The sequence below is a fragment of the Citrobacter sp. CRE-46 genome (assembly GCF_059615875.1).
In genome coordinates, this window is record NZ_CM184341.1 from 3,116,601 (window position 1) to 3,133,574 (window position 16,974).

The following is a 16,974-nucleotide window of genomic DNA, read 5'->3' on the forward strand; positions in this document are numbered from 1 at the left end:
TATTGATAACGACAATTATTATCAGCAATATTCGCATTTGTTTTAACACCTGTTTCCCAATGTAACTCTCGGTTTCTCTACCGCAATAACAAAAACAGACCGACTTTTTTAAAAGGAATACAAATGCATAAGCGTCTCTGGGTGCTCAATCCGCTCTTATTATCCTTAACCCTACCGGCTATCGCAGCGGAGGAAGAGAATCTCATCGTCAGCGCTAACCTCAGCCAACGCACCGTGGCAGAAATGGCGCAAACGACCTGGGTTATTGAAGGAAGCGAAATTGAACAGCAAGTTCAGGGTGGTAAAGAGTTCAAGGATGTTCTTGCTCAGTTAATCCCCGGAATTGATGTCAGCAGTCAGGGACGAACCAATTACGGCATGAACATGCGCGGTCGCGCCATCGTAGTATTGATAGACGGTGTCCGTCTGAATTCCTCCCGCACCGACAGCCGTCAACTTGACTCCATTGACCCGTTTAACATTGCTCATATTGAAGTCATCTCAGGCGCAACATCCTTGTATGGCGGAGGAAGTACCGGCGGTTTGATCAACATCGTCACAAAAAAAGGTCAGCCTGAGCGTGAAGTCGAACTCGAACTGGGCAGTAAAAGCGGGTTTAATAACAGTAACGATCATGACGAACGCGTCGCCGCCGCGGTGAGTGGAGGAACCGATCGTGCATCCGGTCGTATGTCCGTCGCGTATCAACGGTTTGGTGGTTGGTATGACGGCAACCACGATGCTCTGCTGCTGGATAACACCCAAACCGGCCTGCAGCATTCCGATCGTCTGGACGTGATGGGCACCGGGACGATTGAGCTGGATGATAACCGTCAATTACAACTGGTTACCCAGTACTACAAGAGCCAGGGGGATGAAGATTACGGGCTGGATCTCGGCGAGAACATGTCCGCCGTGACCGGAAACGGTAAAGCTTATACCAGCAGCGGACTGAACTCCGATCGTATTCCCGGCACCGAGCGCCATCTGATCAGTCTGCAATATTCCGATGCAGACTTCTTTGGTCAGAACCTGGTCAGTCAAATCTATTACCGCGACGAATCGCTAAAATTCTACCCCTTCCCTACACTGAGCAAAGGCAAGGTCACCAGTTTCTCCGCCTCACAGCAGGATACCGACCAGTTCGGTGCCAAAATTACCCTCAACAGCCAGGTGATGGATGACTGGGAACTGACGTGGGGTATCGATGCGGATCATGAAACCTTCGATTCCAATCAGAAATTCTTCGATCTGGCTTACTCTCTGCCCTCCGGTGGCATGGACAACCGTACCGCTTATACTACCGGGCGTTATCCTGGTTACAGCATCACCAACTTCGCGCCTTTCCTGCAAAACAGCTATGACATAAACGATATCTTCACTCTCAGTGGCGGCGTACGCTATCAATGGACCGAAAACAGGGTTGATGATTTCGTTGGCTATGCCCAACAGCAGGGAATCGCGACGGGCCTTGCAAACTCCGCGGATACCATTCCGGGCGGCAAAACCGATTACGATAACTTCCTGTTTAACGCCGGGATCCTCGCCCACCTGACTGAGCGCCAGCAAACCTGGTTTAACTTCTCTCAGGGCGTTGAGCTTCCGGATCCGGGAAAATATTACGGTAACGGCACCTATTCTCTGGTTGGCGATCATTATCAACTTCTGCGCAGCGTCAACGTGGCGGATTCTCGCCTGGAAGGGATTAAAGTTAACTCGTACGAGCTGGGATGGCGTTACACGGGCGATAACCTGCGCACGCAACTGGCTGCTTATTACTCCACTTCGGATAAATCGATCGTTATCAACCGCAGTGATATGACCATAAACGTACAGCCCGACGATCGTCGAATTTATGGTCTGGAAGGTGCGGTAGATTACTTCATCGCCGATACTGACTGGAGTCTGGGCGGCAACTTCAACGTCATTAAATCCGAAGTGAAACAAAACGGTAAATGGCAGAAATGGGATGTCACTCTGGCTTCACCATCTAAAGCAACCGCATGGGTCGGCTGGGCGCCTGAACCGTGGTCGCTGCGTGTACAGAGCCAGCAAACATTTGATCTGAGTGACGCCAGCGGCAATAAGCTGGACGGCTATAACACCATGGACTTTATCGGCAGCTACCAGCTCCCATTAGGTAAGCTGACCTTCAGCGTGGAAAACCTGCTGAATGAAGAGTACACCACGCTATGGGGACAACGTGCGCCACTGCTGTACAGCCCAACTTATGGCAGCCCGTCACTGTATGAATACAAGGGCCGGGGTCGTACCTTTGGTCTGAACTACGCCTTAACCTTCTGATAAAAAAAGCCCCCCAGCCTGAGCGAATGGGGGGCTAATGTTCAGGATAATGCTATTTTACGCTTTGTTATTCAGTACCAACTGTCCGTTCTTATCCAACGGAATTTGCGCGCCGGGGTCCTTATCCATACGAATTTTCCCCTGCTGATCGCCAATTTTGTACGTCACGTCGTAGCCCAGCATTTTTTCTGATTTGTCATACACCGTTTTACAGCGCTGCTGCGTGGTGGTGTACGTATCATTTTCTTGCATCGAACCCTGGATCTGGTTACCGGCATAGCCGCCGCCTAATGCACCCGCTACGGTGGCAATATCTTTACCGCGTCCGCCACCAAACTGATGGCCGATAACACCGCCGGCAACGGCCCCCAGCACAGAACCCGCGATACGGTTTTCATCTTGCACCGGCTTGCGGTGCGTGACCGTCACGTTCCGACACTCCTGACGTGGCGTTTTTACCGATTCTTTAATCGGTGTTGCAGAGACAACTTGTGCATACTGTGGGCCACGCTCGAAAACGTTAAGACTGGCCACCGCTGCAACACCCAGCGCAGCAGCTACGCCAATCCCTATACCCGCCAACATTGATTTATTCACGGGACTTCCTCCTTTTTTGCTATTAGCAACAACTTTGCAACAGAAGGTAAGGAATGCCAATCAGATTACGGATGAAAATAGCGGAAGGCAGGGATAAAACGAGATGATTCAGAGAACTCTGAAGGAAGGCGTCGGATGCGTTGTCCGACGCCTGAGGTCAATATTAATGCAGTTTCAGACGCGGACGAATCACCCGGTTAATACTGCCGACCAGCATCATCAGGCCGGTTTTGAAGTAACCATGCAGCGCAATCTGATGCATACGATACAGTGAAATGTAGACAAAGCGCGCAATACGGCCTTCTACCATCATTGAACCGCGCGTGAGGTTGCCCATCAGGCTACCGACGGTAGAGAAGTTAGAAAGCGAGACCAGAGAACCGTGATCTTTGTACTGATACGCTTTCAACGGCTTGCCGTTCATCTGCGCCAGGATATTGTTCATCGCGCAGGTCGCCATCTGGTGCGCAGCCTGAGCGCGCGGCGGCACAAATCCACCTTCCGGACGCGCGCAGGAAGCGCAGTCGCCAATCGCATACACGTCAGGATCGCGTGTGCTTTGTAGCGTCTGCTCAACCACCAGTTGGTTAATCCGGTTCGTTTCCAGACCGCCAATATCCTTCATAAAGTCTGGCGCTTTGATCCCTGCGGCCCACACCATCAGGTCAGCCTCAATGTATTCGCCATCTTTGGTATGCAACCCGCCTTCGTCAGCGCTGGTTACCATCGTCTGCGTCAGTACGCGTACGCCCAGTTTGGTTAACTCATTGTGCGCGGCGCTGGAAATCCGCGGCGGCAATGCCGGCAGGATACGCTCACCGGCTTCGACCAGCGTGACGTTCAGCGCGTCATTGGTCAGTCCTTTATAGCCATAGCTGTGCAGTTGCTTAACCGCATTGTGCAGTTCCGCGGAGAGTTCAACCCCCGTCGCGCCGCCGCCGACAATGGCAATATTCACTTTACCGTTAACGCCCAGATTCGCGGAATACTTGAGGAACAGATTCAGCATCTCCTGGTGGAAACGACGCGCCTGATGCGGGTTATCAAGGAAAATACAGTTCTCTTTGACGCCCGGCGTGTTGAAATCGTTGGACGTACTGCCCAGCGCCATCACCAGCGTGTCATAAGGCACTTTACGCTCAGGAACCAGCAGATCGCCCTTCTCATCGCGCAGCTCAGCGATAGTAATGGTCTTCGCTTCGCGATCGATATCAACCACCGAGCCCAACTGGAACTGGAAGCCATGGTTACGGGCATGCGCCAGATAGCTCAGCGCATCCACACCTTCATCCAGAGAACCGGTCGCCACTTCATGCAGTAACGGTTTCCATAAATGGCTGTGGTTTCTGTCCACCAGCGTAATTTTGGCCTTTTTCTTACGCCCCAGCTTTTTACCCAGCTGCGTCGCCATTTCCAGTCCGCCAGCACCGCCGCCGACAATCACGATCCTTTTCAATGGTGTAGTCAACGTGACCCCCTCAAATTTATTAACCAATTGTTAATTAAAAGTTATTTGCATAGCCTTTAATTAACAACAAGTTACGATAATGAAAATGTCCTTCGAGAGTGAGAATAACACGAACGGTGCATTGGTCATACCAAAATTGATGTGCATCAAGTTTTGATGCTGAAAAGATAGACAACCCGAAGGTTAAGGACAAAAAAACCAGCCCGAAAGCTGGTTTTTTAGACGCTCATCAGGCTTAACCTAACGTCTTGAACGCCTTAATGCGCTGCAAATGCGGGGAGATATTTTTAAACTTATGCGTCTGCTCTTCGTCCCAGACGATCTCATAAAAATGATGCAGCTCTTCTGACGAGCGCTGACTGTTCAGTGCTTCATCATGGCGAGAGAGGATCACCAGGCAACGATCGCGGTTCTTTTCACGAAAATTGGTCACGCATTTTGTCGCAATGTCAGCATACTCTTCAGGTCTGTCGATTTTCCCTTCCATATTCTCATATGGGAACAGGTTAGGATTAAATACCACCTGACGAATATCACACAGAAAACCAATACGTTCTGCCCAATATCCCCCCAGCCCGACGCCACAAATCAGCGGACGATCGTCCACATTAAGCTGCAACATTTTGTCCACTTCTTTTAGCAGATGCTGCATATCATGTTTAGGATGCCGCGTACTGTAGCTAATCAGCCTGACATCCGGGTCGATAAATTGCAGCTGCAACACCTTCTCGTGGTTGCCCGGACTATTAGAGTCAAAACCGTGTAAATAGATAATCATCGCATCCTCGCCAAACGTGCGTTAATGACCTGCTTTCTCTTCCTGCCAGCGCTCATGAAGCTGGTTGAGCTGGGCGCTTACCGTCTTCCAGCGTGTCGAGTCCATCAGTTCCTGACGTGAAAATGAACCTTTATGATACAAACGTGTAACACGTTCTGCATTGATCGGCGACAGATTATCTAACACACTGACCGCTCCCTTACGATTATTGCAGACCAGGATCATATCGCAACCAGCATCCAGCGATGCCTGCCCACGCTCGGCGTAGCTTCCCATAATCGCCGCACCTTCCATCGACAGATCGTCAGAGAAAATAACGCCGTCGAAGCCAAGCTCCTGACGCAGTACCGTCTTCAACCAGTGAGGCGAACCACTCGCCGGACGCGGATCAACATCGCTGTAAATAACGTGCGCAGGCATAATGGCATCGAGTTTGTTTTCCGTAATTAACGTCCGGAACACGGACATATCCTTCGCACGAATCTCTGCTTCTGAACGTGGATCGGTTGGCGTTTCTTTGTGCGAATCCGCCGTCACAGCGCCATGCCCGGGGAAGTGTTTACCGGTGGTCTTCATGCCAGCGGCATGCATACCGTCAATGAAGCGGGTCGCCATCGCCAACGCTTTCAGCGGATCGGCATGGTAAGAGCGCTCGCCGATCGCTGCGCTGATATGTCCCACGTCCAGAACCGGTGCAAAGCTAATATCAATATCCATGGCGATCATTTCGCTGGCCATCAGCCACCCCGCGTCCTGAGCCAGTTTGCAGCCCTCTTCCAGACCGTGTAGCGCGGCAAAAGATTGGGCCGCAGGCAGGCGGGTAAAACCTTCGCGAAAACGCTGCACGCGTCCGCCTTCCTGATCAACCGCCACGACCAAATGATTACGTGACGCGCTACGGATCTGGCGCACTAACTCACGCAACTGTTCCGGGTCATGATAATTTCGGGTAAAGAGAATCAACCCACCTACCAGCGGATGCGCCAGAATCTCTCGCTCTTCAGCGTCCAGCTCATACCCTTCGACATCCAACATTACTGGGCCCACACTGCTCTCCTCATCCTTTCATTGTTAGCTGCCGCCAGGTTTCATCGGCCAGCCTGATAAATTGTTGATCGCCGGTTTGTCGCCAGCGATACTCAAACCACCCCGCTTTTAGCATGATTACCCAGGGTCGCCATCGCCTGACCTGCCGCCACAAAACGGTTGGCTCAATGCGTGCTCGTCGGCCATAGGCGCTGACCAGCTGTTGGTGCTGGAGTTCATCACTGACCCACACCGCCGCCAGCTCGAGGGCGATATCGCCGTCTCCGGCATATTCCCAGTCAATCAGCCGCAACCCTGACGGCCCGCGCACGATGTTGTCACCGTGGACATCCATATGCAGCGGCCCCAGCCGCAAAGGTCGGGGCTCGCCGCTTTTTCTTAGCCGCTTCAGCGCTCGTAACCAATGTGGTGTACGACGCGCCGGATCACCGCACTGCCAGTACTGTTCGAGTAACGGCAGCAGACTGATTCGCCAGCCCAGTCGGGGTTGCTGATGCAGATAATACAATAAGTCAGCAAGTTCGTCGGCGTCCGGTAATCTGGATTCTACCTTACCCTGAAAAAAGTCGACTGCCATCCAGCCACGCGTATAAAAACGAGGTCGGGGCGCAAGATTTTCCGGTAGGTGTTTTAAGGCATGATATTGGCGCAGAAAATGCGATTCCGGCGCGTCGGGGTCGTGATGGCAGCGCAGCACTAAACGGTGGGTCTGATATTCGATAATGCAGCTCCCGCCGCTCAGGCCGTGGTGGCTGGCTACGACGGGATGATACTGCGGAAAGTAGCGCGACAGCACTTCATCGCGCGTCAGTCTGTTATTGTTGCTGAACGGCACCTTTACCTGACCAGATTATCTCGCCAGTTTGTACCAGCATTAATTGCATTTGCAGTGCCGGCGAATTGACGTTGCCAGATGCGCTGGAGTAGAGCACATACTGCGCACCAACGTTACGGGCAATACCAATCGCTTTGCTGCGCGTTCCAAGGCTATCGTTCGGCGACAGACCTAACTGCTGCTTAGCGACAGCCAGTTGCTGGGCGGAAACCAGGGTAAATTTGCCGTTATTCGCCAGCGCGTTACGTAAGGTTTCAGTCGCTTCGCCAGCGTTCAACGAGCCGTTGGTACGATTATTCACGCTATCAACCAGCAGAACACCACCCGCTTTGACACCATCGGCCTGCAGCATTTTACCTACCATCGGCTGCATTGCGCTGTTCCAGTCGTAGTGACGTTGGCGCGGTGTTGGCTGCGCCGTTTGATCCTCGTGTTCGATCGGACCCGGCTGCTGCGGTATACCTGGCACCGTTGGTACTACTGGTACTGGCTGTTGCGGCTGCGCGGGCTGTTCCGGTACCGGCTTCACTTCCTCTACCGGCGCGGGTTCACGTTGAGCCACACACCCAGAAAGAAACATCGCCAGCGCGGCAAGCAATGCGTAGCGATTCATTTTGATCATCAAGATTCACCCCTTACAAATATAGATAAAGTCTAACCTTGTGCGCCCCCAGATAATTGGCGCTGCCGTACAGTGTGACCGACGAATGAGCCGGGATAGTCACGCTGCGTGGCGCTTCCAGAGGGTGCATCTCCAACCCTCTGGCGTCATACCAGTAAAACCGATAATGCACGGTGACGGATTCTTGTCTTTCGTTATAGAGTCGCGAGGATGCTGAGGCCTGAATATCAGATGTTGTTAACACGGGCTGTTCTGCGGTTATGCCCGCCGCCAGAATCGTTGATTCCATCACCAGAGACTGTTCATCACTGACCGGAATTTCGGGGTGTGAGCGACAGCCTGCCAGCAACAGCAAGCCCAGTGAAAGTGCAATGCATCCTCTGGTCATGCTTAAAGACCTTTATGTGCGAGCATTGGACCAAGCGCACGTCCACCCAACAGGTGCATATGAATGTGATACACCTCCTGGCCGCCGTGACGATTGGTATTCATGATTAAACGGTATCCATCCGCAGCAATACCTTCCTGCTCCGCGATTTTCGCCGCAACAGTAATCATTCGGCCCAGCGCCTGCTCATGTTCTGCCGTCACATCGTTGACGGTGGGGATCAGGATATTAGGGATGATCAGAATATGCGTAGGTGCCTGAGGGGAAATATCACGAAACGCTGTGACTAGTTCATCCTGGTACACGATATCCGATGGAATTTCACGACGGATAATTTTGCTGAATATAGTTTCTTCTGCCACGACGTTTTCCTTTTTCATTAACAGCCCAAGCGTTATGCCATGCTACGCCGGGTAACACTGCGAGTATAGAGTATGAGCGAGTTACTCACGCTCTTTCAACTTTAACCCTCGATTTTTTAAGCAAAAACCCTGGTCAGCGCCGCTCTTATAACCATTTCCCTATGCTATCGCTTAAGCATAGTACTGAAACGATGCTTCATTTGTGCCGTATCATCTGTATGCGTATGGAATGTTAGTGGTTATAGAGAATCTCAATGATTCTCCCATAGAGAGGGATTACGTGGAGCAATCAACTGGCGTGCTAATCGCCGGTACTCAGTGTGGAAAAACAACACTGTATAACTCAACTCAAAAAGCAGCTCGCCAGGTAACTGCGCCAGGCAGCCAAACAAAAGCAAAAAAAGCCCGCTTAGTTTCCTAAGCAGGCTTTTTAAATTTGGCTCCTCTGACTGGACTCGAACCAGTGACATACGGATTAACAGTCCGCCGTTCTACCGACTGAACTACAGAGGAATCGTGTGAACGAGGCGCATATTAGCGACACCACTCAGCGATGTCAAAGCCTGAATCGATAAATTCAATCGTTTGCCGAAATATTCCCCATTTCGCCGATTATCCAGGCGCAACAGGTTGTTTTATGCACTTTTCCTGTTCGGGACGCGGGTATTTCCATAACCAGCGGCCGGTCACCATACGCCAGTAAAATAATGCGGCGCGTACGGCCCAGTCGAAGAACATCCCTAACCAGACGCCGACTACGCCCCATCCTAAAACGATCCCCAGGGTGTAACCTACCACAACGCGACAGCCCCACATGCCCAGCATAGATACCAACATTGCGAAACGGGCATCGCGTGCGCCCTTAAACCCAGCAGGTAATACCCAGGAGGCTGCCCATATCGGCATAAATGCCGCATTGAGCCAAATCAGAATGACTATGACCTCTTTTACGTCCTGATCCTGGGTATAAAACGAGGCCATTACGCCAGCAAAAGGGGCGGTTAGCCAGGCAATGGCAGTTAAACCAATGGTCGACAGCCAGAATACATGCCGTAACTGAATTTCGGCTTGGGCAATCTGGCCGTTTCCCAAACGCCTGCCGGTGATGATTGTCGACGCAGAGCCTAAAGCATTTCCCGGTAGGTTGATGAGCGCGGCGATAGAAAATGCAATGAAGTTTCCGGCAATTACGCTGGTGCCCATCCCTGAGACAAACATCTGCGTTAACAGTTTACCGCCATTAAACAGCACTGACTCGATGCTGGCTGGAATACCGATCCCCATCACCTCCCAGATAATGGCGAGGTTGAGTGGCTTAAAATAACTTTTGAAAGTGATACGTAACGCCGGATTAAAACCAATCATCAGTACCCAAATAATAGCGATCGCACCTATGTAGCGTGAAATGGTTAGTCCGAGGCCGGCCCCCACGAATCCCAGTCCTTGCCAGGAAAAAATCCCGTAGATCAGGATACTGCTGATGACGATATTCAGAATATTCATGCCGCCATTAATCAACAGCGGTATTTTGGTATTGCCCGCACCGCGTAGGGCACCACTACCGATTAACGCAATAGCTGCCGCCGGGTAGCTGAGCACAGTTAGCTCCAGATAGGTAAGTGCCAAAGCCTTAACGTCTGGCGTTGCTTCACCTGCGACAACGTCAATAATCTGTTGACCAAAATAGTGAATGACTGCAGCCAGCACGGTTGCAAAAATCGTCATGATCACCAGCGATTGTCTGGCAGCAGCTCTGGCCCTGCGACGATCTCGTTTTCCCAGGCTAAAGGCGACTACCACCGTGGTACCCAGATCGATGGCGGCGAAAAATGCCATGATAACCATATTGAAACTGTCGGCGAGACCGACACCTGCCATCGCTTCTTTTCCCAACCAGCTCACCAGGAAGGTACTCAGGACACCCATCAACAGCACACAGGTGTTTTCCAGAAAAATAGGGACCGCAAGCGGAGTGATTTCGCGCCAAAAGAGAACTTTATAACTCTTGCGTTTGGCATACCAGGGCGTGCGGGAAGCGACCTGACGTAAGGCAGCGGAGACGTTCAAAGTGGACCTTAAAGAAGAAAGTTGAAACCTCATTTCAAATGATGAGGGAGAATCCAAAAAGCTGCAAAGTTTTTTCCATTTAAAATGTCTGCAAATGCAACAAACTGTCGAGAGAAGCATCAATTGAGCGTTATTCAGGAAAATGGGGTTTGACAAAAAAAATTTCGCCGCTAAGATTAGCCTCCACAACGATTCCTCTGTAGTTCAGTCGGTAGAACGGCGGACTGTTAATCCGTATGTCACTGGTTCGAGTCCAGTCAGAGGAGCCAAATTCAGAAAAGCCTGCTTTCGAGCAGGCTTTTTGCTTTTTTGCGGCTCTGGTGTTAATACAGAATCGCATCCAGCCTGGCAAGCACCTCATTGACAACGGCATCAGGTATGCGTTCCGGGCCGCCATATCTATAGTTCTGTGCTGGTCGCAGCGAATAACGGGGCCGTTTCTGGGGTTCAATAATCAGGCAGCCATCATCAATGGTCATGCCCACTTCGCTGTCCGTCGACTGCCCAGCGTTTTCAGCACGGCGGGAGGCACCGCCAGCATGATGGATCCGCCAACCTTTTTCAGACGAGTGGTATACATAGGCTTCAGCAATCAATCCTTCACCTTTAGGCCAGCGGCGGATAAGCGCAATAATAACCGCAACGCCACAACAATGCCTTGCTCTTCAAGGAAGACATTAATCTACTTTCATCTGTCTTTTGCGAAAGAAAACCAATGCTGGAACGGTATGAATGAGAAGCATACGAATAATATGATTCGCCATAACAAAGCTCGCATCTGCTTTTAACGCCAGCGCGGCAAATGACATCGACTCCACGCTGCCGGGAACCCAGGAAAGCATCAACACCGGGAAGGGATAATCCAGCAAGCGCGCCGAGATAAATGCCATGATTATCGTCACCCCCAGTCCAATCAGAACAAGCTGTACCGAAGACCAAAGATGACGACTAAATTCAGCCATCGAATAAGTCGTAAAATGATGCCCCAGCAAGATCCCCATCAACACCATGCTAATCTGGTTAAAGAGATCGAGAAAAATTAGTGGTTGTGAAGATAAAGGGTGCAATGCCGCCGCGCAAACCAGCGAGGTTATCATAAAGGGTGCCGGGAAATGTAAGCGCTCCAGAAACTTCCCCGCAATATATCCTGCTAATACCATTCCGGTCAGCCAGAGCAGATTGTGCCCGGAGAAAAAAACGGCTGGAGTCGCTGCCAGAATATCTGCAGATGCACCACGCGTGATATACCCGGCCAGAAACGTCAGGGTAATGAGACGCAGAGAATGCGAGATCACAATCTTTTGTGGCGGCGTCTTAATATGGGAGGCTAACGCCAGTACCGCCGCCATCGCTCCTGGCACCGCACCTAAAAGCGCCTCTTCTTTACTCCAGCCTAACCGCCGCACACACCAGAAGTAACTCAAGGTAAATTGTAAAGATAAGCAGAGTAATAACAAAGCAAACAAAAGGCTTATCTGCCGATGCTCGCCATATGAAAAATCTCTGAACATAATCCCTATCGAGATTCCGAGAGAAAGCTGGATAACCGTGATACTCCCCGGCATTGAGGATACGGAGAACCCAATACGTTTGAGCATAAGCACGGTAAAAAGGGCACCAAACATCATGCCCAGCGGAACGTTACAGAAAGTGAATCCCTGCCCGACGAGAAAACAGAGGATAATACCTGCCAATACTCTCATCCAGTACCTCTCCAGGCCGGTTGTTCAGATAACAATAGTTTTCGCCGGCACCGTCATGAATATATTCAGTGCACCGTATCTTTAACCCAATGCGTATTATCGATCACCCATTGCGTTAGCATCGCAAGATGTTCCTCAATTTCACGACTGGACTCACCTTCAACAATGGCACTGACAATCTCACCATTCGTCAGTTTCATCACATCGTAATGACGTCCGACAACACCGGTAGCCCGATAATTGATCACAAAAGGTAACGGACATTTATCCGCAATAGCCTGTAAGGTTCCTTGAGAAGGCGGCACATTCAGTTGTCCAACCCGGATAACAGGTATTCTTTGCGCCAAATCCCGCGGATACGTTTCGTTCAGACAGGCCTTCAGCCATGTCATACGCGGATCGAGGCCAAACGCCGCACCTAATTCTTCATTAACGAAACATCCGCCTAACCGGCAGGCAAGCTCGCCGAAAATAATATTACCGCCCTGATCCACAAATACCTCAAGATGAAGTAAGGTGTTTTTCTCAATAGGGAAGACTTCTTTCGCAAGGTATTTTGTATAGTCAATCAACTTCTGGTGCAGTGGATTATCATCTTCCATGACCAGCCCTAAGGTTTGCCCTGATAGAAAATCAAGACAAGATACCGTGGCCCGAGAGGCGGAAATAAATATGGGTTTCCCCTGCAGATACAACGCGTTGATCTGATAAGCCTCACCTTCAATAAACTTCTCGATTAACAGATTATGGTATTCAGAGGATTTCATCTGCGCCAGATATTTAAATAACTGACCTTCATTTTTTAAAACCACCACCCCCAGAGATCCACGTCCATCATTTGGTTTTATCACGCAGGGATATCCGTGTTGCGCAATAAATGAGGCCATTGCCGTCGCATTTCCCACGCGAGCCATTGCTGGAATCGGTAACTGATATTGCTGCACACGGGATTTCATCAGAAACTTATCGCGAAACAGGATCGCCGCATTCTCACGCCCCTGCGTTAAACCTAAACGATCGCTGATCCTAGCCGCCCTGAGCACATCAATTTCAGCCAGGAAGTAAATACCGCTGGCGTTGTTCGAACGTGCATAATGATAAATATCCAGTTCTACCAGGGGATTATCGTTAAAGTTTTCATAAAACAGAAAGGTAAAATCATTCCCCATATGTTGCAAAATCGCCGCTTTTTGACTGGCGCAGGTGGCTATCACTAACGGCGTTGATTGCTGGAGTTCATGCCAGGCGTTTGGCGAGTGTTGTAAAAGAATTTTGGGTGGGCACAGTAAGATGTTCATTATTTTTCACTCTCGATATCAAACGTAATGACAAACACATCCCGAAATCCTTTCCCGGGCAACAGCGGTACGATAGGTGCGGTATAATGCAGATAATTAACATCATTGAAAATGATCGCCTCCCCTGCCAGAATTTTGAAGGTTGTTGCGTCATTTCCACCGTCGTGATGAGGGATTAACGTAGTATCGCCACCGGCGATATTTTCCATTTCGCTGCAATAGACGGCAATGAACTTAAAGCCATCCTGATGTATACCTTCCGGAGCAGGATAGCCCGGCTGTCGATCATGGGTTGTAATTCTTATTTGATGAATACCAACGTTATAGTTATCCTTCGGTAGCAATGGCAGTAATTTGCTAAATACCAGATTCATAATTTCTTCGGCAACATCCTGTTTTATTTCTGGATACTTTCTGCTGATACCACCTGAATACGTATTAAGTTTTTCAGACTGAAAGAAAACTCCGGCCTCGCACAAACTAAAATATTTTTCGTACCCTGCTTTTGCCTGAAGATAACTTCGAAAACGAAATTTTCCATCTTCAGCTTTAAGCCAGGGATCAGGTAGCAACTCATCAAAGCTTTTTTTAACATTAATCGAGGTATTACCCAAACGTATATGATGATAAGCATGCATATATGACATCCTCAGAAAAGAGACAATAATGTATGTTGGTTATTTTTCTCAACTTATGACACCGGCAAGGGCCAATATCATTACCTGCATCCAGGCAAAATACGATGACTGCGGATATCAGGCGAGGAACGCACGTTCCCCGCCATCACATTCACTATTACTGACTTTTTTTACGCAACTCGGTCACCGGTACGCCGCCAATCCCCCAGTTATCGGTATCGACTTCGTCAATAACCACAATGGTTGTAGCAGGGTTTTTATTAAGCACATCCACCAGTAGCTGAGTCGCACCTTCCATCAGCTGTTTCTTTTGTTTATCGGTCACACCTTCTTTAGTGATCTTAATATTTACGTAGGGCATAACAACTCCTGTAAACTAAATGATTGTGGATAATGCGCCGAGGTAGCTAAGCGCAAACAGGTTAAACAGCAGAACATAACCATAATGCATCTGAAAACTGGTTCTGCCGGGAGAAACATTAAGGCTGTTGGCAGCAAAAATTGCGTTTATCGATACCGGAGAGAGCAGTTGCGTAGCAATAAAAAGGCAAATCCAAATCTGATAATCCACCACGCTGCCGGAAAGATAGTCGGAAAAAATCGACCACGACACGCTAAATATAATTAGGGGATGAATACCGAGAATACCAGGCAAGGGCAGAACAAATAAAATAATGGCATAGCACTGAAAAGTTGTAAGACCGCTAACAAACGCTGTAATGCCTTGCGGGATGTTTGCAAACAACATCATACATACCGATGTTAACAGGCTGCATGCCAGGAGTAATACCACTTCGCCGGAGATCCCCTGAGCAGATTCAGACAGTTGTTGCGCCCACTGCCTTTTGCGATTCGCAAAATGGCTGACGATAAAAAGAACAACCGCCGTGAAGGTGATGCTCTGCAAAGGATTCAACCCCAGCACGCTCAACGATAGAATAAAGCTTCCCCAAAACAAGCCGATAAAAGCAAGAATCGAGGTCATATTGCCGCGGTCAGAAACCGTATGACTATCTTCGGCAACCAGTTGGACACGCGATTTCTGGTTTAACAGGATACTGAATAAAAACAGGGGAATGCCGACCAGCATCGCCGGAACATGAGGGATATCCGGCATAGCTGCCCATACCGCCGCCGCACCGATAGTCGTCGGCATTAAAACCATCGTGATACATACCGTACGAGTGACAATCTTCGCCAGGTTAAACTTCGGTTGAACCACTTTTTTCAGGCTATCAAGCAGGAGTGGAATGGCCCCAAGGCTCATTGGCCAGGTTAAAAAAGCGGTCAGCAACGTAATGGACAATGTGACTTGAGACGGTTTTTTCTGCAGTAAATATGCCCCCAGCGCAGCGTTAAAATTTATCGCGTTCATCACCTGCCGGAGTAATGCCATCCCCACCAGCAAGAGCATGACGTCTGAATATCGTACAAAAACAGCGAGGAGGTTAAGTTCCCCACTCTTGTTTGCTGTCAGTAGAAAAATCATCGAAGCGATAAAAATGAGGATCCCACTTCTTGCCGATGATTTTTTCCACCAGAATGAAAAAGTTGACAGGATATACAATATTGACGCAACGAGTGCAAAAGCAGACATCACGGGATATTTACCGGCAAGCACACAGGATGCAAGGAAAACACCCAATAAGATCACAATCATTGAGGATTGCAGATTTTGCCAGAGATTACCGTGCGTCTGGATTTGCTCAGTCTGCATTAATGACAACCTCATGCTGAACATTGCGATGGTGCAATTGTTGATACATATCGGTTACACAGCGCCCGGCATCGACCAGGAACCTCGAATTGACAAGGGGTCGGGGCAATACGTAAGTGTAAAAATTAGCCCCTTCCGCTGGATTGCCTAACACCCAAATCGATTCTTGTGTTTCCCCAAGGCAGTTAATCGGATGCTGATTGATATCAATATCCAGCCCGCCTGGATGATAACCATCGTTCATAAAGGGACGCACAATGCCGTTGATAGTCATATTCCTCATCAACGTTGAAACGTCGTGCAACGGCGAAAAGTTAGCAATTTTGGCTTTTATCAACACATCAGCTCTCACTACGCTACTCTCATCTTTAAATTCAGAATGAACCTCGAACTTACCCTCATATTCATTCATCATTAACCGGGGATCCTTTCCTCCTGCCAGACGAACTATGTTGGCATGCATTAATGCCAACAGTTGTTCATTACGCAATTTCGGCGGACCTACAGCAATACGATTAAAGACAGGATTGATCTGCTCAATGAAGTATTGATGCGATTTCGCGTCAAGTCCGCAATTATCGATAGCCCCGCGCAAAATATCTCTTACGTCACGAATAATGTCGGTCGCCGCTTTCACTGGGCCCTTGACGTTGCCTTTGTCAGACTCATGCAAGTCATCGCGTAAAAAATCAATAAACCATTGGCTATATTCTTCCAGGGAGGCATGTTCCTGATTGCGATGAGGATAAAGTATGCTATCGATAACCGCAGCATCATGCACATCAGCAACATATGTCGTGGGTTCCTGCCACTTCCCCTCCAGGGTAGATCGATAGACGTAGCACATTTCTTTATGCAGCAACGGGAAAATTTGTTCGATGAAGTTTATTTTTGATGTGGCATTATGAATTAAATTCTGGACACGAAATTCATTAATTGCGGCTGAAGTTAAGAATCGTGGTCGGTATTGACCGGAAATACCTTTTTGATTCATGCCACGACTGCTGAAAGGGAGAGCCTGTCTGGAATAAATAAAAATATCAGGTTCATTGCCACCAGGGTGATAGCGAAGCATCCCATTGTCGGTCACAAACCGTCCACCACGTCCCAGCGTTAATTGAGAAATAACATCATAAGCTGTCAACCCAAT

General features: G+C 49.4%; 16 protein-coding genes, 2 tRNA genes and 1 pseudogene. 2 read left to right on the plus strand and 17 right to left on the minus strand.

What is annotated here, in order from left to right:
- Positions 1-123: 123 nt before the first annotated feature.
- Entirely contained in the window at positions 124-2,304 is a 2,181-nt protein-coding gene (locus AC534G_RS15210) for a TonB-dependent siderophore receptor (RefSeq protein ID WP_496594420.1), read from the plus strand.
- Between the two features lie 57 nt (positions 2,305-2,361).
- On the opposite strand, the gene AC534G_RS15215 is transcribed toward AC534G_RS15210, so the two are convergent.
- The 10 genes from AC534G_RS15215 to AC534G_RS15260 form a co-directional block, all read right to left on the minus strand.
- Positions 2,362-2,901 (minus strand): glycine zipper 2TM domain-containing protein, encoded by a 540-nt coding sequence (locus tag AC534G_RS15215; RefSeq protein WP_069323340.1) that lies wholly within the window; start codon positions 2,899-2,901, stop codon positions 2,362-2,364.
- A 163-nt stretch (positions 2,902-3,064) separates the two neighbouring features.
- Positions 3,065-4,369 carry an NADH-quinone dehydrogenase gene (ndh, locus tag AC534G_RS15220; RefSeq protein ID WP_110498337.1) on the minus strand — a complete coding sequence of 435 codons (1,305 nt, stop codon included), beginning with the start codon at positions 4,367-4,369 and terminating at the stop codon, positions 3,065-3,067.
- Between the two features lie 235 nt (positions 4,370-4,604).
- Positions 4,605-5,147 carry an alpha/beta hydrolase YcfP gene (gene ycfP / locus AC534G_RS15225; RefSeq protein WP_003030817.1) on the minus strand — a complete coding sequence of 181 codons (543 nt, stop codon included), beginning with the start codon at positions 5,145-5,147 and terminating at the stop codon, positions 4,605-4,607.
- A gap of 21 nt (positions 5,148-5,168) precedes the next feature.
- On the minus strand, positions 5,169-6,194 hold the full coding sequence (gene nagZ / locus AC534G_RS15230; RefSeq protein ID WP_110498339.1) for a beta-N-acetylhexosaminidase: 1,026 nt from the start codon (positions 6,192-6,194) through the stop codon (positions 5,169-5,171).
- Between the two features lie 10 nt (positions 6,195-6,204).
- Complete coding sequence (gene thiK, locus AC534G_RS15235; protein ID WP_038639820.1) at positions 6,205-7,029, minus strand: thiamine kinase; 825 nt, start codon at positions 7,027-7,029, stop codon at positions 6,205-6,207.
- Complete coding sequence (gene lpoB, locus AC534G_RS15240) at positions 7,010-7,651, minus strand: penicillin-binding protein activator LpoB (RefSeq protein ID WP_042309113.1); 642 nt, start codon at positions 7,649-7,651, stop codon at positions 7,010-7,012. The genes thiK and lpoB overlap by 20 nt, the downstream gene beginning before the upstream one ends.
- Positions 7,652-7,664: 13 nt before the next feature.
- On the minus strand, positions 7,665-8,039 hold the full coding sequence (locus tag AC534G_RS15245) for a YcfL family putative periplasmic lipoprotein (protein WP_038639814.1): 375 nt from the start codon (positions 8,037-8,039) through the stop codon (positions 7,665-7,667).
- Positions 8,040-8,041: 2 nt separating this feature from the next.
- Positions 8,042-8,401 carry a purine nucleoside phosphoramidase gene (gene hinT / locus AC534G_RS15250; protein WP_003030826.1) on the minus strand — a complete coding sequence of 120 codons (360 nt, stop codon included), beginning with the start codon at positions 8,399-8,401 and terminating at the stop codon, positions 8,042-8,044.
- A gap of 437 nt (positions 8,402-8,838) precedes the next feature.
- Positions 8,839-8,914, minus strand: a tRNA-Asn gene (locus tag AC534G_RS15255).
- A gap of 99 nt (positions 8,915-9,013) precedes the next feature.
- A complete protein-coding gene (locus AC534G_RS15260; RefSeq protein ID WP_286489785.1) occupies positions 9,014-10,501 on the minus strand; it encodes an EmmdR/YeeO family multidrug/toxin efflux MATE transporter in 1,488 nt (495 codons plus the stop codon).
- 160 nt (positions 10,502-10,661) lie between these two features.
- Here AC534G_RS15260 and AC534G_RS15265 point away from each other — a divergent pair.
- Positions 10,662-10,737 (plus strand) — tRNA-Asn (locus AC534G_RS15265).
- Positions 10,738-10,887: 150 nt separating this feature from the next.
- Here AC534G_RS15265 and AC534G_RS15270 read toward each other — a convergent pair.
- The 7 genes and pseudogenes from AC534G_RS15270 to AC534G_RS15300 all read right to left on the minus strand — a co-directional run.
- Positions 10,888-11,048 (minus strand): annotated as a pseudogene (locus tag AC534G_RS15270) (AbrB/MazE/SpoVT family DNA-binding domain-containing protein); the annotation flags it as partial.
- Between the two features lie 97 nt (positions 11,049-11,145).
- Complete coding sequence (locus tag AC534G_RS15275) at positions 11,146-12,171, minus strand: AbrB family transcriptional regulator (protein WP_110498343.1); 1,026 nt, start codon at positions 12,169-12,171, stop codon at positions 11,146-11,148.
- A 65-nt stretch (positions 12,172-12,236) separates the two neighbouring features.
- A complete protein-coding gene (locus tag AC534G_RS15280; RefSeq protein WP_038639806.1) occupies positions 12,237-13,469 on the minus strand; it encodes an ATP-grasp domain-containing protein in 1,233 nt (410 codons plus the stop codon).
- A complete protein-coding gene (locus AC534G_RS15285) occupies positions 13,469-14,107 on the minus strand; it encodes a 2OG-Fe dioxygenase family protein (protein ID WP_038639804.1) in 639 nt (212 codons plus the stop codon). The genes AC534G_RS15280 and AC534G_RS15285 overlap by 1 nt, the downstream gene beginning before the upstream one ends.
- A 157-nt stretch (positions 14,108-14,264) precedes the next feature.
- A complete protein-coding gene (locus AC534G_RS15290; RefSeq protein WP_038639801.1) occupies positions 14,265-14,468 on the minus strand; it encodes a 2-hydroxymuconate tautomerase family protein in 204 nt (67 codons plus the stop codon).
- Between the two features lie 15 nt (positions 14,469-14,483).
- A complete protein-coding gene (locus AC534G_RS15295) occupies positions 14,484-15,824 on the minus strand; it encodes a hypothetical protein (RefSeq protein ID WP_110498345.1) in 1,341 nt (446 codons plus the stop codon).
- Positions 15,814-16,968 (minus strand): FAD/NAD(P)-binding protein, encoded by a 1,155-nt coding sequence (locus AC534G_RS15300; RefSeq protein WP_496594421.1) that lies wholly within the window; start codon positions 16,966-16,968, stop codon positions 15,814-15,816. Before AC534G_RS15300 ends, AC534G_RS15295 begins: the two co-directional genes overlap by 11 nt.
- Between the last annotated feature and the right edge of the window lie 6 nt (positions 16,969-16,974).

Coding starts and splice junctions, on each gene's coding strand:
- AC534G_RS15210 (WP_496594420.1), top strand. CDS start 124: ATGCATAAGCGTCTCTGGGTGCTCAATCCGCTCTTATTATCCTTAACC.
- AC534G_RS15245 (WP_038639814.1), bottom strand. CDS start 8,039: ATGACCAGAGGATGCATTGCACTTTCACTGGGCTTGCTGTTGCTGGCA.
- AC534G_RS15275 (WP_110498343.1), bottom strand. CDS start 12,171: ATGAGAGTATTGGCAGGTATTATCCTCTGTTTTCTCGTCGGGCAGGGA.
- ycfP (WP_003030817.1), bottom strand. CDS start 5,147: ATGATTATCTATTTACACGGTTTTGACTCTAATAGTCCGGGCAACCAC.
- AC534G_RS15280 (WP_038639806.1), bottom strand. CDS start 13,469: ATGAACATCTTACTGTGCCCACCCAAAATTCTTTTACAACACTCGCCA.
- AC534G_RS15285 (WP_038639804.1), bottom strand. CDS start 14,107: ATGCATGCTTATCATCATATACGTTTGGGTAATACCTCGATTAATGTT.
- AC534G_RS15295 (WP_110498345.1), bottom strand. CDS start 15,824: ATGCAGACTGAGCAAATCCAGACGCACGGTAATCTCTGGCAAAATCTG.
- AC534G_RS15260 (WP_286489785.1), bottom strand. CDS start 10,501: ATGAGGTTTCAACTTTCTTCTTTAAGGTCCACTTTGAACGTCTCCGCT.
- AC534G_RS15290 (WP_038639801.1), bottom strand. CDS start 14,468: ATGCCCTACGTAAATATTAAGATCACTAAAGAAGGTGTGACCGATAAA.
- lpoB (WP_042309113.1), bottom strand. CDS start 7,651: ATGATCAAAATGAATCGCTACGCATTGCTTGCCGCGCTGGCGATGTTT.